Consider the following 26,200-nt stretch of genomic DNA (forward strand, 5'->3'; position numbering starts at 1 on the left):
AAATACTTGACTAAATATTACTTATTCAATTCGTTTAATTTCATGAGAATATCAGGATGCAATTCTATTTCTCCGGAATCAACTTTTTTAATAAACTCAAGACAGAGATTTTTTTCGAAATCCGGGACTGAAACTTCCGCTAGAACAAAACCAAGCAGATGATTTGAGGACGGTGGTGACCAAGAAGACCAATCAATTTTTGCCGAATATTTTTCCAATTCGGATTTCTGATCCGTACTAGGTTCTCTTTCAAGGTAGAAAATAACTTTTTGAATAACCTCTTCCTCTGTTAGTAAATCATTTCTAAAGAGATACATCTTTGCGCTCATCTGTTCGATAAGTTTGCTGCTTAATATTTTATGACTGCAATCTTCGGCAAAATATAAATATTCATCTACCGGAATTAATGTTGAATGATTTTTTTTAACCAAATCATTCTCTTGAGTTTGTTCTGAATTACATGAAAAACAAATTAATGCAATTATTAAAACGTAGATAATTTTCATTAATCCCTCGTTATAAAAATGAAATTGCAATTAAAAAATATATATCCAAAACGATTTATTTTAATAAAACCATCTTGCGAATTTCAAAATGACTACCCATAGTTAATTTGTAATAATAAGTCCCACTTGACAAATCTGAGCCATCAAATTCTATTTCATAAGTTCCTGGCGATTTAGTTTCATTTACCAAACTCTTCACTTCTCTGCCAATAATGTCATACACTTTTAGCGTTATGAATTGATATTCGGGAATTGAAAAATTAATAGTGGTTGTTGGATTAAAAGGATTAGGATAGTTCTGCGATAATGAAAATTCTTTCTGAACTGTTTCTTCATCTTCAACCGAGGTAATGGTTGTTGGAAAGTTTATATACTTAATCCTTCCACCGTTTCCATCCGGATTGGGTTCACTTATGACTTGTGTTATGCTTCCGGCTTTATGAAATGCTTCTCTTAAAGATGAATAAAAATATCCTTGCTGTGCTTCAATATATGAATAACCAATCAATTCTCCTGAGCTATTTACTTTAGTAAGAGCATAATGATTAAGATTATTAATCATAACATTTGTGGAAACATAAATATTTCCATCATAGTGCATGTATATTCCATTTGGATCGCCATAACCATCGTAGTAAAATGAAATTGCCGGTGAAGATGGTTCATATGTTAATAGTAAATCGCCCGTGGAACTGTAATGGTATAATAGCAATACATTTCCAATAGGCGGAACTTGATCTGAAGCTGCCAATAAAATACCGGAAGGAGTTTGCTTTAATGAAATTCCCTCATGTGTACTTTGGGGATTAGTATTGAATCTGTTCCAACTTAATACTCCTGTTGAATCATAGCGGCTCAACATCCAAACTTCTGAATTCGACATGCCTGTTATGTAAACAGAATTATCTGTCCCAAGAGTCATGTCATTTAGTTCATCATAACCCGTGTGTTCATTTTGCCAGTGTTGAAAACCGTTTTCATTCAGTTTAATAACAACTCCCTTAGTACCTGTCTGCGTATACTCATTACCCATCAAATAAATATTTTTATGTGAATCCATTTCGCTGTTCATTATTCTGCCATTAGAGACTTCTCTCAAAACTGAATCCCAAATCAACAACCCGGCGGGGCTGAATTTTGCGGCTCCAAAGCCCTGTGCACCACCTTCATGTTCTGTACAAGTAAATGTCACAAATACATTTTCTTCATCATCAACAAAAATTCTATCATTAACACCATAGTTAACTGTAAAACTAGTTAGTGAATCACCTGAAGATGAAAAAACAGTAACTTTTTTGTCATGCCATACATATAATTTATCATTCAAGTTAGCGTAGAACATTTTAGTATCATTAAAAAAACCGGTGGAAAGTTTTATACTTTTCTCCCAAACAACGCTTCCACTACTCGATACTTTTATTATTTCGATGGCGCTAAATTGTGTTCCTTCATCCCATGTATATGCTGAGGTATAAATATTACCGTTAGGATCAGAAACCGAAGAGTGATAAAAAACTGTTTTATCAGGTTCCCAAGTCGAAATCCAATTTACTGATTGAGCAACAAATGAATTTGCAAGAAGCAAAAAGAGAGCAATACTAAAAAGATAAGAAGAGAATTTAGATTGGTTCATGATCCCTCCGGAAATAACCAAGGTTAGTTATAAGTTTATTCTATATATGTGCAACTAAAAACATCCGGAAGAAAGGTAAGCAATTTGATCACCTTAATAAGACCCTCAACTCTGAAATGAATATAAAAAATATTTTCCTATAAAAACACTATTTTGTAAAGCAAAAAACGGAGATGTAATGTTCAGCACACAGACCTATATCGAGAGAAGAAAATCGCTAAAAGAGAAAGTTGGTTCAGGATTGCTTTTAATCCCCGGAAATGAAGAAGCACCGATGAATTATCCGGCTAATACTTATACTTACCGACAAGATAGTACATTTTTATACTATTTTGGATTAGATAGGGCAGGACTCTTTGGTGTTATTGATATTGATAATGACAAAGACATTTTATTCGGTTATGATTATACGATTGACGATATTGTTTGGATGGGTCCTCAATCAAAAATTGCAGATGGAGCGAAAGCTGTTGGAGTGAATGAAACTTTACCTATTGCAAATCTTGAAGATTATTTAGCCAAATCAAAGTCGAGCGGAAAAACAATCCACTTTTTACCGCAGTATAGATTTCAAAACAAAATGAGATTTGAAAAATTACTCGGCATAAAAAGTTTTGAAATAGACAACAATAGATCTGAGATATTTACTAGATCAGTTATTGAACAACGCTCGGTTAAAAGTGATGCGGAAATTAACGAAATAGAATATGCTCTTGACATAAGTTACGAGATGAACACGACTGCAATGAAATTGGCGAATCCAGGAATAAAAGAACGTGAAGTTTATGGTAGATTAAATGGTATTGCAAATTCTATGGGATGTGGAGTTTCATTTCCGGTTATTTGTTCAATTCATGGTGAAACACTGCATAATCATCATTATAATAATACAATGAAGGATGGCGATTTATTGTTAATTGATTCGGGAGCCGAATCGCTTCTTCATTACGCTAGCGATATAACAAGAACTTTTCCCGTAAACGGAAAATATACAAGTAAACAAAACGAAGTTTATAATGTAGTTCTCGATTCACAACTTAAAGCGATCGAATCTATAAAGCCCGGAATTAGATTTAGAGAAGTTCATCTTGCAGCCGCAGAAGTAATTGCATCAGGTTTACGCGATCTTGGTTTGATGAAAGGTGATCCAAAAGAAGCTGTTGCTAATGGCGCACATGCGTTGTTCTTTCCACATGGTCTTGGTCATGCAATGGGCTTGGATGTGCATGATCTTGAAGGTTTAGGTGAAAATCTTGTCGGTTATGATAAATCTACCAAAAGAAGCGATCAATTCGGATTAGCTTATTTACGTTTCGCGAAAGATTTACAACCCGGTTACGTGTTAACTGTGGAACCTGGAATTTATTTTATTCCGGAATTAATCGATATGTGGAAATCTGAAAATAAACTTTCCAACTTTATTAATTATGAAAAAGTTGAAGAGTATAAAGGCTTTGGCGGTATCAGAATTGAAGACGATATTGTTGTTACCGATTCAGGTTGCAGAGTTTTAGGCAAAAAATTAATTCCTAAATCGATTGAAGATGTAGAAAAAGTTTGCTTTGAGGACTAATTTTTTTTGTTTCCCGCAATCTTTAAGATTGCGGGAATTTCTATTCACAAATTAGAAATTATCAACTATTCCCTTGACAAAGTAAAACGTCATTATTCCCGATAGAACGAACTTGGCGACGACCATTATAAGACTTGCAATAAATGTTGCAAATCCGGCTTTAAGTGCTTGCGATTCTGATTTTCCTGCGATTAACTCACCAACAATTGCACCGATCAAGGTTCCAATAATTATACCTAATGGCGGGAAGAAAAATAGACCAATTATCAAACCGATTACAGAACCCCAAATACCCTTTCTCGAAGCACCATAATGTTTTGCACCATAGACCGGAAGTATGAAATCAAAAACAATTACAGCAATATTCAAAAGAAAATAAACAATTAAAAACCGAGTTGAAAAATTTGCTAGGTCCGTAAAATGGATCAATAAAATTGCCAGATAATTAAGTGGCGGACCTGGAACCACAGGTAAGATACAACCTATTAATCCAGCGATCGAAAGTATTGTTCCAACAAATATTATAACTATTTCCCAAAATTCCATAACTCATCTTTCGCTTTTACAGTGATAAATTTATTAAATTAAGTCGAGTAATGAAAAAGAGAAAAGTACATGCAAACACGACACAATCTAGAAATTTCTTCAATAATGTTTAACTATGATAATTACAAAGAGAAATCAGTAATTGGTAAGTATGTTAATCGAAATAAAATTTCAGAATTTTTAAATAAGATCAGAAGCAACGACCGATATGAATTAAAAATAATTGGCAAATCTTACGAAGGAAGGATAATTGATCTTATAAAAATTGGAAATGGGAAAACTAAAGTACTTTTTTGGTCACAAATGCATGGCGATGAGTCAACTTCGACCAGAGCTATTTTGGATTTAATAAACTTTTTTGAGGCAAATGATGACACAAATTCCTTAAGAGAAAGAATCTTAGAAAATATTTCGCTCTATATAATTCCGATGTTAAATCCGGACGGAGCAGAAATATTTACTCGAAGAAATGCACAACAGATTGATATCAATCGTGATGCAATTGCTCAACAGTCGCCGGAAGGAAAATTACTTTACGAAATAAAAAATGAAGTTAAACCGGATTTTGCATTTAATCTTCACGATCAGAGTTCGGGATATTCTGCAGGAATAAACTATAAGTCATCGACTATTTCATTACTCTCCCCTCCCTTTAATTACAATGCCGATATTAATGACACAAGAAAAAAAGCAATGCAGCTAATAGTTTCACTATATGATGAACTGAGTCAAATAATTCCCGGACATATTGCAAGATATAGTGATGAATTTGAGCCAAGGGCTTTCGGAGATAATTTTACTAAAGATGGAATCCCGACAATATTAATAGAAGCCGGTGGTTGGGCTTCCGATCCCGATCGTGAATTTGTAAGAAAGCTTTTCTTTAATTCATTAATAAAAAGTTTACGTGCTATTTCTGAGAATAGTTTGTCAAATTACGATGAAAACAATTATTTCAACATACCTGAGAATAAAGAATTACTTTTCGATTTAATCCTACGCAACGTCAATGTAAAGAAAAATAATAGTGTTCATAAAATTGATATTGCTGTAAAAAGAGAACCATTTTTGGATTCTACCGAGAATAAGGTGTACTATAAAGGAATAATTGCTGATATAGGTGACTTATCAACGTTCTATGGTTATGATGAAATCGACGTGAGTAATTTATTCTTGCATCACCCTAAAGTTGAACAAACTAATAAATTAGGTCTAATCGATTTATTAAAAAATGGCGTTTTATTTAAGAAGGAATTGAGTAAATCTGATTTTACTGAAATCCCGATTAATTTCTATTCTAAGACACAACCAAATACCGAACTACAAGTTGATGGATTTGCCAACTTTTATTTGACAACAAATAATGAAATAAAATTTGCTATCATAAACGGATATTTAATTGATTTAACAAAACCGCTTAACTTTGAAGGTAATGGGCTGAATTTCCATTAAAATCAAAATTAAAATTTCACTATATTTATTAGACTAAATAGTCTTTTGAATGAACTTAAGTCAAAATACAAATACCGAGCAAGAACTTCAGCAAAAATACCGTGATTTTGAAACGGAAGCTCTTCCCCATCTTGATGCACTATATAATTTTGCATTAAAAATGACTGCCGATTCCGATGAAGCCGACGATTTAGTTCAAGAAACTTTTTTACGCGCGTTTCGGTTCTTTGATAAATTCGAAAAGGGCACTAATTCTAAAGCTTGGTTGTTTAGGATAATGAAGAATACCTTTATTAATGATTATAGAAAGGATTCTCGCGAACCAAATAAAGTTGACTATGACGATATTCAAAATTTTTATGAAAATATCAAAGCTTCAGATGTAAAAACGCAGCATGTTGAACAAGATGTATTTAGCAGTCTGCTCGATGATGAAGTAACTAAAGCAATCTCCGAGCTCCCCGAAGATTTTAGAACTGTAGTTATTCTAAGCGATATAGAAGGTTTTTCGTACGAAGAGATAGCTGACTTTGTTGATTGTCCGGTTGGTACAGTTCGATCCAGATTACACAGAGCGAGAAAAATGCTATTTACAACTCTTTATTCCTACGGCAAAGATAAAGGTTATTTACAAGACAAGGATAAACATTAGAAGTGGCAATGAAAGAATCAGAAATATGTGAGCAAATAACGGCATTAGTCGATAATGAACTTGATGCGGTTCAAGCATCTTTACTTAAGAAGCGGATTGATGAAAATCCGGACTTACGGGAAGAATATGAAATTCAATATCAAGTAAAACATTTACTTTGTAACAGGTTTGCAAATAACTCAGCCCCGAATTATCTAATTAATAGCATAAAAAAATCGATTGGCGACAAGTTTGATTTCGACACCAACAAGGCTTACGACTAAAAATCCTAACAATTAATTTGATTTCCATTCTAAAACCCGATATATTTGAAGTCTGTAATTAAAATAAACCAAAAGGTAGGTGATTTACGTGGTTGGTATTAACGTTTCTGAAAACGAAAATATCGATAGAGCTCTTAAACGCTTTAAGAAAAAATATGAACGCTCCGGAGTATTAAAAGAATACAAGAAGAGAACATTTTTCGTGAAGCCGTCCATCGAAAAACGAATGGAAAAGATCAAAGCAAGACGCAGAGCTCACAAAGAACGTATGAACGACAATTAATAAAAAACCCGTCAATTGACGGGTTTTTTATTTTACCTAATGTGAGTTATTTAAATAATTTTTTGTTAGATGAGTTGTGATTCGTTCAAATGCTTCATCAACCGTGTTACAGAAAGAAAACAATTCTAAATCACCTTCACTAATTGTTCCCATTTCAACTAAGGCTTCAAAATTAATTATCTTCTTCCAGAATATTTCATCATAAACTACAACTTCCAATTTTTTCTGAAGCTTCTCAGTTTGAATTAGAGTTATAGTTTCCATCAACTCGTCAAGTGTTCCAAAACCACCCGGGAAAATAATAAGTGCCTTTGCAAGATAGATCAACCAAAACTTTCGCATAAAAAAGTAATGGAACTCAAACGCTAATTCGGGTTCAACATATTTGTTTATAAATTGCTCGAACGGAAGACTGATGTTTAACCCGATTGTTGGTCCGCCAGCTAAAGATGCACCTTTGTTTGAGGCTTCCATAATACCCGGTCCGCCGCCGCTGCAAATAATAAATCGGTGCTCATCTGTCGGTAAGTTTAATGACCACTCGGTTAATCTTCTTGATAATTCAACGGCATCTTCATAATAATGTGACATCGCTAAATTTCTTTCGGCAGCTTTCAATTTTCTTTCGTAAACTTTTGAAGTTTTATTTGAAGCTGATTTTTTAATTAGTCGTAATTCTTTCTCGGCTTCCTTTTTTGATTTAATTCTTGCCGAACCAAAAAAAACTATAGTATCGGCAATGCTATTTCTTGCTAATCTAGACTTAGGTTCATAATACTCAGCTAAAATTCTTACTGTTCGAGCATCGGCTGAATTCAAGAATTCTAAATTCTTATAAGCTTTTTCAACACTGTTTTTTTTCTGTACCATAATTTCTAAACCTGCATTGTGAAAAGAGTTACAAAAATAAGGTTTATAATGTATTTTTCCACTTCAATAATTTTGGATAATAACTCTACTATGATTAAACATTACATATCTGCTTTATTTCTAGCTTTTAGCAGCTTAATTCAAGCGAATGATGAGATAAAAAATAAAATAGATGCAATTCTTGCCAATGACCAAAAAGAAGCAATTTCTGTTTTTATTTACGATCCAATTTCGATGGATACAATTTACTCAAAGGATATTTACAACAACCTAATACCGGCTTCAAATGTTAAGCTATACACAACTGCCGCGGCATTACATCTTTTACCCAATCAAGAATATCTTTTGACAAAGGTTTATACAAACGATGTTGAATTGGAGGATAGTGTTATTAATGGCAACATTTATCTGAAAGGTTTTGGTGATGCATTATTAACAACAGAAAATCTAGATTCCCTGGTTGACCAATTACTTTTGATGGGAATAAATAAGATTACCGGTGACATTATTGCGGATGATTCTTACTTCGATAATACCTATACTAGAGATGATTGGATTACCGATGAACGAGCTAATGTAAAATTGCCGCCTATTTCCGGATTAAGCTTAAACAGAAATTCTGTGATTATTAATTTTAATTCAAACTTACCAAATGGGAGAACTCCTACTTTTACTATTGAGCCAAATGGAAATTTTTATAATGTGATTAATTATTCAAAAGTTTCTTCCGCTCGAGTTTATCCAAGAATTTCATATCGAACCGAATTGAACAACATTAATATTAAAATTGAAGGAAGTGTTAGAAAAAGAAAAAGTACTTACGGTTACATAGTTCATCCGGATTCACCATCTGAATTAATTGCAAATGTTTTTAAAACACGTTTGCAAAACAAAGGTATTGAAGTTTTAGGAAGTGCAGTTTCCGGTGCTACACCATTATCGGTAATTGAATTAGCTACATCAAGAAATTCCTTTGCAATTTTGGTTGATCGAGTTAACAAAAGAAGCGATAATTATCTTGCAGAAAATTTATTCAAAATCATTGGTGCGGAATTTAGCAACAAACAGGGTAATTCATTTTATGCTACACAAGCAATTCTGTCATTCCTAGATGAAAATGATATTTATAATGAAGGCACTGTATTGGTTGATGGTTCGGGGATCTCAAGATTCAATAAAACATCAACAGCATCGATTGTAAGTTTGCTTGAGTTCATGTACCTAGACATCAACAATTTTGATTTCTACTTTAACTCGTTAGCAATTTCCGGAAGAGACGGAACTTTGGAAAATCGAATGTATGAATCAAACGCCTACTTAAACTTTAGAGGTAAAACCGGTTCATTGAATGGCGTATCTTCTTTGTCCGGATATTTAACAACAAAATCGAACCGTGATTTAATCATAAGCATAATTATTAACTTTAAGTCAAAAGGTGGAAATTACTACAAATCACTTCAGGATAGAATTATTTCTTATTTGGCGGAGAGTTTATAAAAAATCCCGCCTAAGCGGGATTAATTTTTATTGATTATCCGGTTGTTCTTGTTGAGTTTCGGTTGATGGAGCTGTTGGAGGAGGTAAAGCCGGAGTTGTAGGAACCGATTGTTGTTGTGAACTTTGAATAATACTTTCTCTTTGCTGATCAACTGAAGACGGTAAGAAAAATAAATTGATCAAAATTGCAAGCACAAGCATTGAACCACCCAACCACCAAGTTGCTTTACTTAAAAAGTCAGCCGTTCTTCTAGTACCGAACATTTGACCCATATTTCCAACACCGCCGCCAATTGCACCGGATAAACCTTCACCCTTACCGGATTGAAGTAAAACAATAATTATCAGCATCGCTGCAATAATTACCGATAAAACTACTAATAAAGTGTACATTTTTTCTCCTAATCGTTTCTGTAGCGGGGGAGGGATTCGAACCCCCGACACGTGGATTATGATTCCACTGCTCTAACCTACTGAGCTACCCCGCCTCAAAAAACACAGATTGTAAATATATTACTATGAGTCGGAAACTTCAAGTATTTGATTTTCCTTAAATCTTCGTTTTGATATTCTTCTGATATTCCTCTCTGAATATTCCCGGGTGCTCATTATCGGTATAAGAGCGGATTTCCAATCCACTTTCCTTCAATCTTTGCTCTGTTGTATTGATTCTATCGACCGGATCCGGATGAGTTGAGAGAAACGTAGCTATTCCCCCACCACCGGATGACACTTTTCCGTCATCTCTTAATTTTTCGAAAAAGAATTTTACTCCGCCGGGATAATATCTTGTCGATTGCAGATAAATCACAGCATATTTATCAGATTCATCTTCTGCTGATCGGCTGTTTGCAAGTAATGTTAATCCGGAAAATAGATTTGCCACGATTACACTAATTTGTGAGGGATTGTTACCCAAAGCTAAATTTGCTAATAATTGCAGACCATATGCGTTCGTAATTCTTTGTGTAGCATGTCTTCTTTCAACATGCGCAATTTCATGTGCGATAACTCCGGCTAAAGCAGCTTCCGAATCCAGATAATTTATTAATCCAGTATAAAGGTAAACATAACCACCCGGCACCGCAAAAGCATTTAGTGTTGAATCGTTTTCAATTATTTCCAATTGGTAATTGTAAACTGTCTCTTTTTGTACTTCCGGAGATTGTAAAACATGATCAAATATTCTTTCCTTTATATACTTTTTTACCTGAGGATTTTTATTGTAGATAGGATATTCTTTAGGATTAGCTTTTATCTCGGAATCAAATTGTTGACCTAAAGCAACTTCATCCTGATCGGAAAAAAGATTCACTCCGGTACCACATGCCACTAAAAATATCAACAGCCACAAGACGCTATATTTTTTTGAAAAATATTTTCTCATTTTTTCCTCTTCTCAATTAAATAAACTAAATCTTTTTCTAAGCAAATATATGAAAACAGGTGCTCCGATTAGAGCAGTTATAGCACCTACCGGAAGTTCTGATGGAGCCATCAGACTTCTAGCAAAAAGATCAGCAAGAATTAAATAAGATGCCCCTAATAAGAAAGATGCCGGAATAACAATTCGATTATCAATTCCAAAAATCAGTCGCACAATATGTGGAACAAGTAACCCTACAAATCCAATTATTCCACTAACGGACACAGCGGCTCCTACAATTATACTAGCAATTATATATGAAAAATTTTTAACAAACGGTGCGTTTATGCCCAATTGCTGGGCTGTCTTTGAACCCAATGCCAGTGTATTGTATTTCTGAGAGAAAAAAAACAGAACAACCGATCCAATCAATACAATTGGAAGTACAATCAGCACCTCATTCATTCCGCTAAAACTCAAATTTCCGATCAACCAAAATACTGCAGTACGTAGCGAGTCTTCCAGAATTGTCAGCATTAACAAAATTAACGCGGAGAAAAATGCACCTATTACAACACCTGTTAACAATAATATATTTGGTTCAAGTTCACCAAAACGTTGACCTAAATAAAAAACTAAAAATACGACGAGCATAGCTCCGGCGAATGCAAAAATTTGAGTATAGAAAAAAGCCAAGCCGAGAACTAATGATAAAATTGCTCCAAATGTACCTCCGCTGGATATTCCCAAGATATATGGTTCTGCAAGTGGATTCATCAACAATGCTTGAAAAACCGCACCGGAAATAGCTAATCCACCGCCTACAGTAACCGCTAACAGAACTCGAGGTAATCTTATATCAATAATGATGCTTTTAATTCCTTGATCAACATCACCACCAAAGAATGAACGAATTAATTGATCGAATGAAACATCAACAGAACCTATCGATAGTCCTAAAAAAATCGATAAGAGTAATAGAATTTTTAGTGAGCCAATGATTAATAAAAATTTGGCGGGAGTTAACTGTTGATCTGATGCCATAGGTAATCCAATAATTTTGGAATTCCCTTTCCGGAAACTGATGAGATAAAGAAAACTTTTTTATCGGCTTCGGGAAATTTGATTTTACTCAATTCTTTGATTTCTTCGTCACCAAGCAGATCACATTTTGAAATCGCAACAATTTTTTTCTTCTCACTTAAAACTTCAGAATACTCATTCAACTCATTTAGCAGAATTTCATATTCTTTGTGATAATCTTCTGCAGCAATATCAATTAATATCAAAAGAATTTTTGTTCTCTCGATATGCTGTAAGAATTTATGCCCAAGACCTTTTCCTTGATGCGCGCCTTCAATTATTCCCGGAATATCTGCTACTACAAATGTGTTAAAATCCTTATGTTTAACAATTCCGAGGTTCGGCTCCAAAGTAGTGAAAGGATAATCCGCAATTTTAGGTTTAGCAGCAGAAACTGAAGAAATAAAAGTTGATTTACCGGCATTCGGGAAACCCACTAAACCAACATCTGCAATCAGTTTAAGCTCAAGTTCAACATAAAATTCTTCTCCGGGCTTACCGCTTTCGGCTTTACGCGGCGCTTGATTTGTTGATGTTGCAAAGTTGCTGTTACCTTTACCACCTTTACCGCCGAATGCAATAATTACAGTTTGCTGATCTTCAGTTAAATCGGCTAGAACTTCATCCGTCTGATCATCTTTTATTAATGTTCCAACAGGCACTTTGACAATTATATCTTGTCCATTTTTCCCATCTTTTAGTGCGCTGCCACCGGGTGCACCGTCTTCGGCAATACATTTCTTTTTATACTTGAAGTCAAGTAAAGTATGAAGATTCCTATCGGCAATAAAGATTACATCGCCGCCTTTACCGCCATTTCCACCGGAAGGTCCACCTTTGGGTACAAATTTTTCGCGACGAAACGCGACTGCTCCGTTGCCGCCTTTACCGGATTTTACAAATATTTTCGCTGTATCTATAAACATGTTTAATTCTGATCAAAGTATTCTGAAATGATATCTCTAAATGTCTGTGCTTCTTTAGAGGAAGGATTAACTTGGTTAACTTCAAAAATTTCTTGCAAGGTACCGAATGCTTCTTGTCTGCTTGAAGAATCACAAATTCTTTCTATTGCATTTGCGAATTCCTCCATATCGTAATCAAATATTACTTCAATTATTCTTGTCATATTTCTATTTTCTAAAAGATCGGCAATATCAATTCTTTTTGAAAAACTTTGTGTACCGAAATCTTTTATAAATTCGTCCTCTATACCTGAATCTTTTTTAGGAATAAGTGTATCGTCAAATAAGTTTTGTTGAGCAATTTCTTCATCTGACCCAACTTCATCTTCATCCGTTTCATTTTCTATATCAACCTCAAGTTCATCTTCACTATCTTCTAATTCTTCCTCGGGTAAATCTTCATCGGTAATATATTCTTCATCAGCTTCATCTTTGATTTCAGTATCGCTAATTGGAAAGCTATAATCATCATCTACTTCAGCAGGCATATCGTATGATTTCGGCTCCTCAATTATGAGATCCGGTTCATCTTCTTCAAGTTCGTTATCATCTTTCTGCTCTTCATCTTCTACAAACTCGGATTTTTCCTCTTCATCCGTGTATTCTAAAATATCATGTTCATTGGGTTCCTCTTCGTTTTCAGAGATTACCTCAGGAATTACATTATCATCCCTATCGTTATCTTCATAATCGTCAACTGATAATATCACCTCTGTATTTTCTTCAGCTTGATCCAATAGATACTCTGCAGGATCATCTGCTTCTGCTAATTCGCTGATTTCTTCACTTTGATTTTCTTCTTCTAAGATTTCATCATCTTGAATTTGATCATCCAACTCAACTTCCTCTTCTTCGAAATTAGAGACTTCTTTTTCTTTGTTCGATCTGAGTTTAATTTCTACATCATCTTCAAAAGTCTTCCGTTCAATTAAATCATCATGTGATTCAGTAAATTCTTCTCTTTCCTCAATCTCTTCATCATGTTCTTCGGGTTGAATTTCTTCCTCTTTAGTTTCGAATACTTCTTCAGTTTGTTGTTCTTGAACTTTCTCTACTTTAATCTCATCTTTCCTCTCGATTTCAATAATTTCTGTTTTCGGAATAGCCAAGCCAAGTAAAATATTTCTTAAATCATTCGCATCAATTTTATTCTTTGTTTCCCCCGCCAGTTTATTTTGTAATAAATCTATGTGAGATTCAAGATTTTTTTCCTTTAGAAAAACCGCTATCGCTTGCAGAGGTATTGCTTTTTGATTCATTGAACCGATATTAAAAAACGAAGACATTGATTTAACTGCTGATTCAAGGATATCATTTCCATAAGATTGCAAACTTACATTATCGAATTTTACAAGCAAATTGCTAAATTCGTCTTTACCAAGTGTGATTAATTTTTTCTTATCAAAATAATTTCTAATTACTTTTATAAGATGTTTATAAAAATAAGCGTAGTTAAGAATTTGATTGATCTCGGCAACACTTGTGGACTCAGCATTATCAAAAATTAATTTTTTAAGCGACCAGTTTGGTCTAATCAAGTAATTAACATTGAATGAAGTTGCGTGAAGTATAACTTTACTTAAAAAGTCCGTTGAAAATTTCTTCTCTTTCTTTATTTCATCGGCAATCTTGTGAAAATGCTTTGAAATCTGTGGTCCGGAATAATCGAACATAGAATGCTTTAAAAGAGTTTGTCTATCCTCAAAAATTCTATATTCAATTTCGGCTGATATATATTGTAGAATTGCCGGATGAATTCCTAGTGGAAGTAATTCAGAAAAAGTAGCAGTTGAACCAAGTTTCTTTACTTTATTAGAATTAAAATCGTAAATAAATTTTACTTCGCGTTCAAGCATGGCAATCTTTAGTTTTATGGATAGATCAAAGATATATTATAGTAAAACTAAAAGAAAAAATCCCGATTAAATTAACCGGGATTTTAATTTTGTGATTTCTTAACTAAAACTATGCTTCAACTTCTTTTGATTTTATTTTAGAAACAAGATAATCTCTATTCATTCTGGCTATATTAATTACAGAAATTCCTTTTGGACATTCAGCTTCACACGCATAGGTATTTGTGCAAGAACCAAAACCCGCTTCATCCATAGCGGCAACCATATTTTGAACTCGCTCGTATCTTTCAGGTTGACCTTGCGGTAAGAGCGAAAATTGCGAAACTTTTGCACCAACAAATAACATTGCGGAAGCATTCTTACAAGCCGCAACACAAGCACCGCAACCAATGCACTCTGCTGCATCCAATGCTAATGATGCAATCTCTTTAGGAATTAAAATTGCATTTGCATCGGGGGCACTCCCTGTATTAAATGAAGTATAACCACCTGCCTGCTGAATTAAATCAAAACCTGATCGATCAACGACAAGATCTTTAATAATTGGAAATGCTTTCGCACGGAACGGTTCAATGTAAATTGTTTCTCCGTCTTTAAATGTCCTCATATGTACTTGGCATGTAGCTGTTTTGGGTTTTTCGCCATGCGGATGTCCATTAATAACCAAACCACAAGTGCCACATATACCTTCGCGGCAGTCACTTTCAAATGCGATTGGAATCTTACCTTCCTTTTCAAGTTTATTGTTTAACTCATCAAGCATTTCAAGAATTGAAGAGTGAGGTGAAACCGAAACTTTAAATATTTCAAAACGACCTTTAACCTTCGGAGATTCTTGTCGCCATATATGTAATGTCAAATTAATGTGTTTTTCGCTCATTACTTATAACTCCTTGTAGCTAATTCAACATATTCAAAGTTTAGGTCTTCTTTGTGAAGATTCCATTTACCTGCTTCGACATATTCCCACGCTGCAACGTATGAAAATTCTTCGTCGTTACGAACGGCTTCGCCGTCTTCTGTTTGATGTTCTTCACGGAAATGTGCACCGCAAGATTCATCTCTGTTAAGTGCATCAACAGCCATAAGTTCGCCTAGTTCGAGGAAGTCAGCTACTCTACCAGCACGTTCTAAGTTCTGGTTAAGTTCTTCCGCTTTTCCTGTAACCTTAACATCCTTCCAGAATTCCTCACGAAGATTTTTAATATCTTGTATTACTTTTTTCAAACCGGCATCGTCTCGTGACATACCAACTTTATCTATTAGTAAATCACCTAGTTTTCTGTGAATTTCATCTACAGTCTGCGAACCGTTAATTGAAAGCAGCTTGTTTGTCATTTCTTCAACACTCTTTTCGACTTCCTTAAATTCCTGTCGGTTTACATCAACCTTCTCCGGTTTTGTGGATCCAAAATAATTGCCTATCGAGTAAGGAATAACGAAGTATCCATCGGCTAAGCCTTGCATAAGTGCACTTGCTCCCAGTCTGTTTGCCCCGTGATCGGAGAAATTGGCTTCACCGGCAACAAACAATCCGGGTATGTTGCTCATCAAATTATAATCAACCCATAAGCCGCCCATAGTGTAGTGAGGAGCTGGGTAAATCTGCATCGGTACCTTGTATGGATTTTCACCGGTTATGTTTTCATACATTTCGAACAAGTTACCGTATTTTTCTCGAACCGCGTCAACACCAATTCTCTTAATTGCATCTGCAAAATCTAGATAAACAGCTCTTCCTCCATTCACTCCTTTTCCTTCATCGCAGACATATTTTGCACTTCGAGATGAAATATCTCTCGGTGCTAAATTACCGAATGAAGGATATCTTCTTTCGAGATAATAATCTCTTTCCTCTTCGGGAATTTGATCAGGCGGTCTGTGATCTCCGGGTTTAGCCGGGACCCAAATTCGTCCATCGTTTCTGAGACTTTCGCTCATCAAAACTAATTTGGATTGACCTTCACCGTGAACCGGCAATGCGGTTGGATGAATTTGAGTAAAACATGGATTTGCAAACACTGCACCTTTTTTGTGTACACGCCAAATTGCCGTTGCGTTGCAGTTCATTGCACTTGTTGAAAGAAAGAAAACATTTGAGTAACCGCCTGTTGCAAGAATAACTGCTTGCGCAGAAAAACTTTCGACTTTACCGGTAACCAAATCACGTACCGTTATACCTACTGCTCTTCCATCCGCAATTACAACATCGAGCATTTCTTTTCTGTGATAAACTTGAACGTTACCTCGTTTGATTTCTTTATTTAGTGAACTGTAGGCACCGAGAAGTAATTGCTGTCCGGTTTCACCGCGAGCATAAAATGTTCTGGAAACTTGAGCTCCACCAAATGAACGGTTTGCTAAAGTACCGCCGTATTCTCTTGCGAATGGAACTCCTTGTGCAACGCATTGATCAATAATATTATTACTTACTTCGGCTAATCTATGAACGTTTGCTTCGCGAGATCGAAAATCGCCGCCTTTTACCGTATCATAAAATAATCTATAAACCGAGTCGCCGTCATTTTGATAATTTTTTGCAGCATTGATTCCACCTTGGGCTGCGATGGAGTGAGCACGTCTACTGGAATCATGATAAGTAAATGCTTTTACTTTATATCCCAATTCTCCCAAAGTTGCTGCTGCCGCTGCACCGGCTAGACCAGTACCCACAACAATCACATCAAACTTTCTTTTATTAGCGGGATTGACCAACTTCATATTGAACTTATGGTTAGTCCACTTTTCCGAGATATGTCCTTCCGGTATTTTCGAATCAAGTTTAACCATTAGTTACCTCCGTAAAAAAATAAAAAATAAATTGGGATCGAAGCGAATCCTATTGTCATAACAGCTGCATAAATTAATCCGATTTTTTCTATCAGTGGAAAATATTTTTTATGATTCCATCCAAAAGTTTGGAATGCACTTTGAAAACCATGATTAAGATGAAATCCAAGCAAAATCATAACCAAAATATAGAATACCGAATAGAAGATGCTGTTGGCAAAAGTATCCGCAACAAAATAATAGTAACTTTGATTTGCATGTGCCTCACCAAAATTAAATGAGTACCACATGGTGTTCAGATGTATTACTAAGAAAATAAAAATAATTGATCCGGTCTGGACCATAGTTCTGGAATACAAACTACTATTTTTTGAAGAAGCATTTACAGCATAATTAATTGGTTTTGCTTTTTTGTTTTCATACCACAGTTTTATTCCGTTAAAAATATGCAGAATAAAAATTAGGGCTAAAATAACTTCAATAACTCTAATAAGCGGTTTGATACCGTCTAAACCTGCTACAACATTGGTGTAAAATTCAGGGCCAAGATACATTGATAAATTATTGAGAAGATGAATAATCAAAAACAAGATTAAACAAATTCCTGTGACGGCCATAATAAATTTTTTACCAATAGAAGAACTGAGTGCTTCCGAGAGCCAGCCCATTAATCTCCTCCTTATGAATCTGCTGTTAATGGATTTATTAAAAAAAGGTATAACATACTTTGGGAAACTGCATTTACTAAATATTTCTTGCTTAGGTGAGTCACAAAATTCCGATTGTTGGAGTCAAATATCTAATTGCAAAATAATGCTAATCGAAATTAATTTCAAAGAAAAGTTAATTCCGGATACAATATCCAGCATAAAATATAATTGGGAGATAAAAAATGATTCGATAGCATTTCTAACATGAAAAACAACTTGCTCGCAAGAAATTTCTTCCTTAAGTTACGAGCAGTTCTTAATTAATTCTTACGGTGTTAGGGAAACCGGTTAAATTCCGGTGCTGCCCCGCAACTGTAAAGGACTTATAAAAGTCTTCAGCAAAATGCCACTGTCCCGAAAAATAGGGATGGGAAGGCGCTGAATGATGTCCTAAGCCAGGAGACCTGCCGTAAGCATTCAATCACTAATTAACCTTCGCGGGTGAGGTTATGAACGTAATTTTCAATTCAATCGTTACATCACGCCCACGAAGTTACATCTCATAAGGAGGTAACTTCAATGAAATATTTACATTCTTTTTTGTTCGTATTACTTTTTTCGTTTTCACTATTTGCACAAACCGATACACTAAAAACACAACTCGATGACATTTTGGTAACTGCCACAAAATTTCCAACAGAGATACAAAATATTTCGAGTTCTTATTCGGTCATTGGCAACTCTTACATTCAAAAAACACATTATTCAACTGTACTGCATTTGTTGAGACAAGTTCCCGGAATTTCGATTGCACAACAAGGCGGACTTGGAAAACTGAATAGTTTGTTTATGAGAGGTGCAAACGCAAATCATACATTAGTATTAATAGATGGGGTCGAAGTAAACGATCCGAGTTCACCAAGTAATGCATTCGATTTATCAAATTTACAAACCGGTAATATTGAAAGAATTGAAATTGTACGCGGTCCCCAAAGTACTCTTTACGGTTCCGATGCTCTTGCGGGCATAATTAATATTTTTACCGAACAAGGGAGGGATATTAATAAAATATCTCTTCAGACCGAAGGCGGTTCTGACAGTTATTACAGAGGCGGCGGACAATTAACCGGAAGTTACAGTTTATTTAATTACTCGATAAATTTTTCACGTCTCGCAACTGAAGGGATATCCGCAGCTAATGAAAAATACGGCAATAAAGAGAAGGACGGATATTCGAACAATTCATTCTCATCTTTTCTTTCGGCACAAGTTTTTGATAATTTGAAATTTAGCTTGAATTATCGACATACAAATTCTTCAACTGATTTGGATCACGGAACACAATTCGGAGATGACCCAAACTACACTTATGATATTGAAGAAAATATTTTTAATGCTGCGGTTAATTATGGTTTATTCGATAACAAATGGAAACAAAAATTTAGCGGTTCGGTTCTTAGAAGAATAAGCAAATCAATCGACGAACCGGATAATAATAATCCCGGTTCGGCTACAAATTTTACAAATGCAACTAGAACCAAATTTGAATGGCTTAATAATCTTACATTCATCCCTTACAACATCGTAACAATAGGATTAGAAACCGAGTCAGAAAAAGCCAACACAGAATATTTTTCTATGAGTGAATGGGGACCTTTCGAAAGTGTTTTCCCATCGCAAGAGATGCGTACTAATTCTGCATTTTTACAAAACCAGTTAATACTTGACGGCGGTTTTTCTGCAATAGCCGGATTTAGAATTGACCACAATGAAAAGTTTGGTAATCATTCAACTTATAAATTTGGCGCTAGTTATTTTTATGATGCGACCGGAACAAAATTAAAAGCAAATTATGGAACCGGCTTCAAAGCACCTTCACTCTTTTATTTATTTGATCCCGCATTCGGAAATCCAAATCTTAAACCTGAAGAAAATAAAGGCTGGGATATCGGCTTTGAGCAATATTTCTTCGGAAACGGATTTTCTTTTGGTGCAACTTATTTCTCGATGAAGTTTGAAAACATGTTCGGGTTTGATCAAAATTTTGTAACCATAAATATCAATGAAGCAAAAACAAATGGTGTAGAAACGTTTGCAACATATAGCCATGATGAATTTTATGTTCACTTGACTTATACATATACAAATGCGATAGATCTAAGCAACGACACAGAGGAACAATTAATTCGTCGACCCAATGATAAGTTAACTTTATCTGTTTCTTATTCTCCATTAGAAAAACTAAACTTGAATTCAACCATAAGATACATCGGAAAGCGAACGGATGAAGATTTCTCGGCATTCCCCTCGGCTACCGTTGTTTTAAGCGATTACACGATTATGGATTTTACGGTGAATTATAAAATTCTTTCAAATCTTACATTGTTCGGACGAATTGAAAATTTATTTGATAAAGATTACGAAGAAGTTCTTTATTACGGAACACCGGGAAGAAGTTTTTATGCTGGGTTTTCTTTTGATTTAATCTTTGAGTAAAAAAAATCCCCGCAATTTTAATAATTGCGGGAAATTTTTAGCTATCTATCGAATTAAAAGCATTTTTTGTGAAGAAGTATAATCAGAAGCTATTAACCTGTAAATGTAAATTCCACTTGGTAAGTTTTCTGCATCAAAATCAAATGAATATTTACCACTTGTCAGATTTTCTTCAACAAGTGATGCAACCTTTTCACCTAATGAATTATAAACTATTAAACTGACATACCCATCTTTTGGAATTTGAAATTGTATTTTTGTCGATGGGTTAAACGGGTTTGGGTAATTCTGAAACAGTTCATATGTAAAATCAAGTTCATCATTGTTTGAAATTTTATCTAACGGCGGTCCTTCAACTCGAACTGTTAACATATCGGAATATGAAGAATAGTTATTACTTTGGTCTACCTCTCTAACTGCATAATAAACATTTTTTTCATTAGCAATTGGTGGACCTGTTACTATTGTTTCTGTTTGATCTTCGTAGTAGTTATTTGTAGTTGTTGCAATTAGTGTCCAACTTCCCGTTGTTGGATGATTTCGTTTATATACATTGTACTCTTTGAAATCGGCACAAATACTTGCATCCCAAATAATATAAGGATGATCATTTGCACTTGCAGATGCAGATAAATTTATCGGTTTGGGCGGATTTGCATCATACTGTCTAATCTTCAGATAGTCATTATATTCACCCCAAATAACAAAAAGATCATTTGATGTTGATGAAATCCTTGGTGAAATATAACTGCTGCCAAAGGTAGTTTCAGAAGTCCAAGATGAACCATTATAATTTCTGTATGCTACACTTGAAGGACCTTCATAAACTATATGTGTTTTCCCGTCGTTAGTGTTTGCTGCCGAAACAATATTATAAACTGAAGCGTACTGCTGTAATAATGTAGAGGAAGACCAGGAGGTTGAACCCAAACTTCTTTCCCGTACATACAGATCCGAATGATATCCAGCTTCAAGCTTGTAATAAAACTCAAATAATTTTGAGCTGCCTGCATGTACTCTTTCGCGCATTGATGAATTAGAGAATAAAAGCTGAGGTGTCTGCCACGTTGTATTATATTTATCTCTAGTTTTTGCCGTACCTTGATTTGATGAAGCTGAACTTGAATTGCCGCTATTATAAGAAACATGAACTCTACTTGGAGAAACAGAAACAGTTGGAAAACCACCTACCTCACTGCCGTAATCTGTTACTTGTTTTGATTCCTCGAGTGTACCATCAGAATTGTACTTTTTATAATAAGTTTCATAATTGTTACCATTGTCTTTCTGGTCATAAACAATGTGTAATCTGTTATTCATATTATCAACGACAGCATCAATATTGCGACATTCATACCCGTCAAGACTTATATCAGATACGAATGTATCCCAACTTTGACCAGCGTTTGTTGACTTTTTAGTTCTGATGCTATTACCTATCTTATAAACGGCATAAAGAATTTGGTTATTACCTGTAATATTTGCATAATCAACCTATGAGTTTTCCAATTGATAACTTCGTATTACAGAACCGGAACTATTTATTAAGTAATATTTAAGGTACGTTGTAGGGTATTCATTATCTATGAGAATGTGAATTCCGCTTGAATTACTGAACTGATCGATTACTGTTGTAATTGCAGGTGTAGGAATAGTAGTTTCAATTATGCTGTTCCAACTTTGTGCGCTGATTGATAAGATTGCTACTAAAAGAATTAAGTACTTTTTCATTTAGGTATCTCCTAAAATAATAGTAAATTTGTTAATCTAGGTCTCCACCCAAAGTTTGCGGATGAAGCCCGATGCTTAATACTTGTTTACTTGCCTGCCAGGTGTAAATGAATTCTGCTGAAGGTTTTGTCCGCCTTTATATTTTTGATAAATAAGGCGCTCTTCCATAAGCTAATAAAAATGGTTTAGGTACATGTTGCCTCCATGATTATTTGACTACTATACTTTTAATTGATTGATTAAAGCTTCCGGCATTCATGTTTATTATATAGATTCCGGAAGGAAGTTGTTTTGCATCGAATATTACAGAATAACTACCCGCGGCTTTTTCTTCCCAAATTAAACTCTTTACTACCTCTCCTAACACATTATATACTGTTATATTTACCAAGCTTCTTTGGGGTACATTGTATCTGACAGTTGTAGTTGGGTTGAAGGGATTTGGAAAATTTTGGTGCAACTGGTATTCACTTGGGAGTGCAAGATCTCTATCTTCAACTTCTACCGTTAAATCAGGTTTGTATAAGTAAGAGAAAAAACGACCTCCGTTTTCAATAATTTCATACATATTTATAATCAATTCTTCTTTATAATCATCAGTCAAATCATACATTATCGCCCCGATATATCCCGACCATCTTCCATTCAAAGCAAGTTCATTTTGTTTTAGATAAAAGACCTCATATGTTTGATAGTTTCTATATCCGCTAAATTTAAGTATCAAGACGTTACCATCGATACAGACAAGAACTTCTTCTTTTCCATCCTTATCCACATCAACCGTTTGAAAATTACCTGCATCAAATGAAAACACTCCAACTAAATCTATTCTACCTACAGCCAGGTAGCTGTCATTTCCGTCTGCTTCAAACAATGTAATTCTTGTTGTTCCAATACCGTCATAAGTAGCGTCTCCTCCAGCCCATATCTCTTTTTTTCCGTTACCGTCTAAATCATTTGTTTGTGCAAACAAATAAGCATTATAGGTCTCTACCATTCCCTCCCAGCTTAATCTATAATCGTTATCACCACTGTTTTCAATAGCAACTATTTTCCCTTTTATACTTCCTGCAAAGAACTCCATCTTTCCGTCATTATCAAAATCACCTTGCGCAAAACCACGGTAATAAAAGTTCAATAGATCAAAAATATAACTGTAAATTAAATCAAAATTGTTTAACGACGGGTTATATTCATATATATTTATACTTGAATTTGTCGTTATATTAACAAATATCTGATCGGTATGATTATCACCATCCCAATCGCCGAATACATGGTCTTCTTGTTGGTCTAATACTTTATCGGGTTCAAAAACAAAAGAAAGAGTGTTTGCAAAAGATGTTGCGGTTGGTTGTTCATAATACAAATGTTGCCACCACGAGTCTAGCCATTGCGGGTCAGGGGTTTCTTCAGATACTCTTCTCCGCAAATTAACTTCGTACAATCCATTTTTATCAATATCAGATATTGACAGAATTTGTATTGTACTATCGTAGAAAAAAATCTTATTGAATTTACCTTGCTCGTTAATTTCCATTACAGTAACATCACTATAATCTCCGTAATACTCTTTTTGTATTCCGTATATTTCTGCAAATCCGTTTCTATTTATATCCGCTATGATCAATGGGTCAGTATGTTCTCCAATATTTACTTCCTGCCAAAATTTGTATTTGTGATGATAGAGTGAGGTGTCTATTGTCGTTAAATCAATTTCCGTTATTGTAAATGTAGCCGACTTGTTGAGGTTTGTTTCCAGCTGAATATAATCGCCGATATATTTTATTTTGGTTTTACCGCCCGGGTATTCAATTTTAATTATATCCTTTTCTATTTCTGTTATTTTTAATTCAGATTGTTGTTTTAGATATTCTACTTTCTCTTTTACAATTACTTGTGAGAATGTGAGATGCATCAACGAAATAAAAATGATTACTGCTATTAGATGTTTCATATTCTATTACCTTTTTTTGTGAATGGTTTTGGTTAATAAAATATGTAGAGAAGTTTCATCATTCCTCCTAAAATGATCTGGATTGAAAGAATTTACTTTACTATATTAGTTAGAATCCAATCAAGAAATTTGCTTCATAAATCAATAGGAAAACACAAAATACAATAAATATAAATGAACCTTAAACAAGAGGTTAACATCTACCATTCAAATATAATCAAAGACATTTAAATTCCAATATCAAAAAAAAAAAATACTATATTCTAAATTAACAACTATGAATAATTCAAAATGATCATGGAGTCTTAAATATTACATTCAAATAATGAAAAATTGTCTTTTAACATATTTGAAGTATGTCTTTAGCTATAGTGAAATCATTAGAATTCTTTATGCTGGACTTACATTTGATCTAAGTTTTGAGTAAAGATTAGAAATCCCCGGGATTTATCAACTGATTTGATGGACAAGAAATTTTTTGCCATCATTTTATTTCTGAAAAATCCCGGGGATTTGTTTTACTTAATTAAACCACTTTTAAATCTGCCACCGGTTTTCATTGGATCTTCCGAATAACCGAGAGATTTTAAGTCGAGACGTTTTCCTTCTTTCACACCATGACATTCAATACATTTTACTGCTTCATCAGCTGGTGCAACCATATGGTTTAACGGCCAATACATTTCCGTTTCGATAAATTCAACTTCACCGGAAAATTCTAATCCAACTTTTTCCATTCCTATTTTTGAAGCGTTAACCCAATCGTAAGTTTTCCAGTAACCTTCCTTACCAAACAAATGAGGTACTATTAAATATTTATTTACCGGGTCAAATGGTTGTTTTCCTTTCATAACTTTAAATGGATATATCTTCGCATTCTGATCACTAATATCACCATTAGTTTTATTCAGCTTCACAATTTTACTATCTACTGCATCACCTATCAAATGTAGATCGGCGCTGCCATTGTACCATGAATAAACGGGAGTTACATTTTTCTCCCAGATAAATTCGCCTTTCATTTTTGAATAAGTCTCTTTACCGTTTTCGTCTAATGATTTTTCTCTTTCTTCTCCGGCTTTTGACCAGTCCCACCAAGTTTTAGTCGGTTCAACTTTTGCAAACTGGGGAATGTGACAGGTTTCGCATGCGACAGTTTTTAAATGTCTATTTAGAATTTCTTTTTCATGAACTTCACCTTTGTGGCAATTTTCACATGAAAGATTATGAGTTCCGCTCGCCATTGAAGCATGTGACGATCCTAAAATATTATGATCTCCTTTGCTGTGGCAATCTTCGCAAGTGAATCCTAATCCGCCCATGTGTACATCTATATCCGGTGAAGGATCGTATAAACTATCATCTAGATCACCATGTTTAACTCCGGCACCACCGCCGCCGTCAAAGTGACAGCTTCCACAATTTTGTCGGTTTGGAGTTCCAACACTTTTTGCCGATGCTAATAGATCAACATTTTTGGCGGGCATTCCGGCAGCAGTTGGTTCTTTCTTATAATTACCGGTTTGATCGTGACAAACAAGGCAGTCAATATTGTCTGCTTTTGTGAAATCGAATGATTCGTCTTCCCAGCCATAACCGATATGACAGCTTGTGCATCTAGGTTCATTTGATGCAACCGCTATGCAAAAATTATTAATGATATTTTTCTTACCAAGCTGCTGTCCTTCATATTTACCGGACTCAATTTTATCTCCCATCCATAACCAGTGTCGGCTGTTCATGATTTCATTAGATACATCATGACATTCAAGACATCGAATCGTCACATCTTGCGGTCTTTCGAATGGTCCTCTGATAAATTTGGAATGATCTTGAGCAAAAACAAAAGTTGTGGCTAAAAGTAAAATTATAACGGGAAAATTCTTCATTGCTACCTCAATAAATTAAAATCGGACATGATCAACTTAGTTAATCCACCGCTAAAATTCTACTTTGTCTCTGATATTTTCTGCGTGATGTAGTAGGGACAAGTCGCGACTTGTCCCTACAAATAAAAATGGAGAGATTAAA

Annotated in this window: 23 protein-coding genes, 1 tRNA gene and 1 riboswitch; of the genes, 7 read left to right on the forward strand and 17 right to left on the reverse strand. The window is 34.7% G+C overall.

Annotation, left to right across the window (positions count from 1 at the left end):
- Positions 1 to 17: 17 nt before the first annotated feature.
- Positions 18 to 506 (reverse strand): hypothetical protein, encoded by a 489-nt coding sequence (locus QY331_12370; GenBank protein ID WKZ68746.1) that lies wholly within the window; start codon positions 504 to 506, stop codon positions 18 to 20.
- Between the two features lie 55 nt (positions 507 to 561).
- A complete protein-coding gene (locus QY331_12375; protein ID WKZ68747.1) occupies positions 562 to 2,139 on the reverse strand; it encodes a T9SS type A sorting domain-containing protein in 1,578 nt (525 codons plus the stop codon).
- A gap of 178 nt (positions 2,140 to 2,317) precedes the next feature.
- Here QY331_12375 and QY331_12380 point away from each other — a divergent pair, with 178 nt between their 5' ends.
- Positions 2,318 to 3,712 carry an aminopeptidase P family protein gene (locus QY331_12380; GenBank protein ID WKZ68748.1) on the forward strand — a complete coding sequence of 465 codons (1,395 nt, stop codon included), beginning with the start codon at positions 2,318 to 2,320 and terminating at the stop codon, positions 3,710 to 3,712.
- 51 nt (positions 3,713 to 3,763) lie between these two features.
- On the opposite strand, the gene QY331_12385 is transcribed toward QY331_12380, so the two are convergent.
- Complete coding sequence (locus tag QY331_12385; GenBank protein WKZ68749.1) at positions 3,764 to 4,258, reverse strand: DUF456 domain-containing protein; 495 nt, start codon at positions 4,256 to 4,258, stop codon at positions 3,764 to 3,766.
- A 69-nt stretch (positions 4,259 to 4,327) separates the two neighbouring features.
- On the opposite strand from QY331_12385, the gene QY331_12390 reads away from it, so the two are divergent.
- The 4 genes from QY331_12390 (at position 4,328) to rpsU (ending at position 6,908) form a co-directional block, all read left to right on the forward strand.
- Positions 4,328 to 5,710 carry a M14 family zinc carboxypeptidase gene (locus QY331_12390; GenBank protein WKZ68750.1) on the forward strand — a complete coding sequence of 461 codons (1,383 nt, stop codon included), beginning with the start codon at positions 4,328 to 4,330 and terminating at the stop codon, positions 5,708 to 5,710.
- 49 nt (positions 5,711 to 5,759) lie between these two features.
- A complete protein-coding gene (locus QY331_12395) occupies positions 5,760 to 6,362 on the forward strand; it encodes a sigma-70 family RNA polymerase sigma factor (GenBank protein WKZ68751.1) in 603 nt (200 codons plus the stop codon).
- An 8-nt stretch (positions 6,363 to 6,370) separates the two neighbouring features.
- Complete coding sequence (locus tag QY331_12400) at positions 6,371 to 6,625, forward strand: hypothetical protein (GenBank protein ID WKZ68752.1); 255 nt, start codon at positions 6,371 to 6,373, stop codon at positions 6,623 to 6,625.
- A gap of 88 nt (positions 6,626 to 6,713) precedes the next feature.
- Positions 6,714 to 6,908, forward strand: coding sequence for a 30S ribosomal protein S21 (rpsU, locus tag QY331_12405; GenBank protein ID WKZ68753.1), 195 nt, complete (start codon positions 6,714 to 6,716; stop codon positions 6,906 to 6,908).
- 36 nt (positions 6,909 to 6,944) lie between these two features.
- Here rpsU and QY331_12410 read toward each other — a convergent pair whose 3' ends face one another.
- On the reverse strand, positions 6,945 to 7,778 hold the full coding sequence (locus tag QY331_12410) for an LOG family protein (GenBank protein ID WKZ68754.1): 834 nt from the start codon (positions 7,776 to 7,778) through the stop codon (positions 6,945 to 6,947).
- A gap of 90 nt (positions 7,779 to 7,868) precedes the next feature.
- Between QY331_12410 and dacB the strand changes: the two genes are divergently transcribed.
- A complete protein-coding gene (dacB, locus tag QY331_12415) occupies positions 7,869 to 9,275 on the forward strand; it encodes a D-alanyl-D-alanine carboxypeptidase/D-alanyl-D-alanine-endopeptidase (GenBank protein WKZ68755.1) in 1,407 nt (468 codons plus the stop codon).
- A gap of 27 nt (positions 9,276 to 9,302) precedes the next feature.
- On the opposite strand, the gene secG is transcribed toward dacB, so the two are convergent.
- The 9 genes from secG to QY331_12460 all read right to left on the reverse strand — a co-directional run bounded on the left by secG (position 9,303) and on the right by QY331_12460 (position 18,003).
- Positions 9,303 to 9,668 (reverse strand): preprotein translocase subunit SecG, encoded by a 366-nt coding sequence (gene secG, locus QY331_12420; protein WKZ68756.1) that lies wholly within the window; start codon positions 9,666 to 9,668, stop codon positions 9,303 to 9,305.
- A 21-nt stretch (positions 9,669 to 9,689) separates the two neighbouring features.
- Positions 9,690 to 9,763, reverse strand: a tRNA-Met gene (locus tag QY331_12425).
- Positions 9,764 to 9,825: 62 nt separating this feature from the next.
- Positions 9,826 to 10,662, reverse strand: a complete 837-nt coding sequence (locus QY331_12430) for a M48 family metalloprotease (GenBank protein ID WKZ68757.1) — start codon at positions 10,660 to 10,662, stop codon at positions 9,826 to 9,828.
- Positions 10,663 to 10,674: 12 nt separating this feature from the next.
- The gene (locus tag QY331_12435; GenBank protein ID WKZ68758.1) at positions 10,675 to 11,685 is read right to left on the reverse strand and encodes an iron ABC transporter permease; all 1,011 of its coding nucleotides are present in this window, start codon (positions 11,683 to 11,685) and stop codon (positions 10,675 to 10,677) included.
- On the reverse strand, positions 11,664 to 12,650 hold the full coding sequence (gene obgE, locus QY331_12440; protein WKZ68759.1) for a GTPase ObgE: 987 nt from the start codon (positions 12,648 to 12,650) through the stop codon (positions 11,664 to 11,666). The genes QY331_12435 and obgE overlap by 22 nt, the downstream gene beginning before the upstream one ends.
- A gap of 2 nt (positions 12,651 to 12,652) precedes the next feature.
- Entirely contained in the window at positions 12,653 to 14,545 is a 1,893-nt protein-coding gene (locus tag QY331_12445; GenBank protein ID WKZ68760.1) for a hypothetical protein, read from the reverse strand.
- Between the two features lie 109 nt (positions 14,546 to 14,654).
- Positions 14,655 to 15,425, reverse strand: a complete 771-nt coding sequence (locus QY331_12450) for a succinate dehydrogenase/fumarate reductase iron-sulfur subunit (GenBank protein ID WKZ68761.1) — start codon at positions 15,423 to 15,425, stop codon at positions 14,655 to 14,657.
- Positions 15,425 to 17,335 carry a fumarate reductase/succinate dehydrogenase flavoprotein subunit gene (locus QY331_12455; GenBank protein WKZ68762.1) on the reverse strand — a complete coding sequence of 637 codons (1,911 nt, stop codon included), beginning with the start codon at positions 17,333 to 17,335 and terminating at the stop codon, positions 15,425 to 15,427. The genes QY331_12450 and QY331_12455 overlap by 1 nt, the downstream gene beginning before the upstream one ends.
- Entirely contained in the window at positions 17,335 to 18,003 is a 669-nt protein-coding gene (locus tag QY331_12460) for a succinate dehydrogenase cytochrome b subunit (protein ID WKZ68763.1), read from the reverse strand. Before QY331_12460 ends, QY331_12455 begins: the two co-directional genes overlap by 1 nt.
- Before the next feature lie 295 nt (positions 18,004 to 18,298).
- Positions 18,299 to 18,472, forward strand: a riboswitch (cobalamin riboswitch).
- A 92-nt stretch (positions 18,473 to 18,564) separates the two neighbouring features.
- Here QY331_12460 and QY331_12465 point away from each other — a divergent pair.
- Positions 18,565 to 20,481, forward strand: a complete 1,917-nt coding sequence (locus QY331_12465) for a TonB-dependent receptor (GenBank protein ID WKZ68764.1) — start codon at positions 18,565 to 18,567, stop codon at positions 20,479 to 20,481.
- 45 nt (positions 20,482 to 20,526) lie between these two features.
- On the opposite strand, the gene QY331_12470 is transcribed toward QY331_12465, so the two are convergent.
- The 4 genes from QY331_12470 to QY331_12485 form a co-directional block, all read right to left on the reverse strand.
- Positions 20,527 to 21,801, reverse strand: coding sequence for a T9SS type A sorting domain-containing protein (locus QY331_12470; protein WKZ68765.1), 1,275 nt, complete (start codon positions 21,799 to 21,801; stop codon positions 20,527 to 20,529).
- A 174-nt stretch (positions 21,802 to 21,975) separates the two neighbouring features.
- The gene (locus QY331_12475) at positions 21,976 to 22,212 is read right to left on the reverse strand and encodes a hypothetical protein (protein WKZ68766.1); all 237 of its coding nucleotides are present in this window, start codon (positions 22,210 to 22,212) and stop codon (positions 21,976 to 21,978) included.
- 208 nt (positions 22,213 to 22,420) lie between these two features.
- Positions 22,421 to 24,169, reverse strand: a complete 1,749-nt coding sequence (locus tag QY331_12480; GenBank protein WKZ68767.1) for an FG-GAP-like repeat-containing protein — start codon at positions 24,167 to 24,169, stop codon at positions 22,421 to 22,423.
- 518 nt (positions 24,170 to 24,687) lie between these two features.
- Positions 24,688 to 26,058 carry a tetrathionate reductase family octaheme c-type cytochrome gene (locus QY331_12485; GenBank protein ID WKZ68768.1) on the reverse strand — a complete coding sequence of 457 codons (1,371 nt, stop codon included), beginning with the start codon at positions 26,056 to 26,058 and terminating at the stop codon, positions 24,688 to 24,690.
- Between the last annotated feature and the right edge of the window lie 142 nt (positions 26,059 to 26,200).

The organism is Melioribacteraceae bacterium, assembly GCA_030584085.1.
Classification (GTDB): domain Bacteria; phylum Bacteroidota; class Ignavibacteria; order Ignavibacteriales; family Melioribacteraceae; genus SURF-28.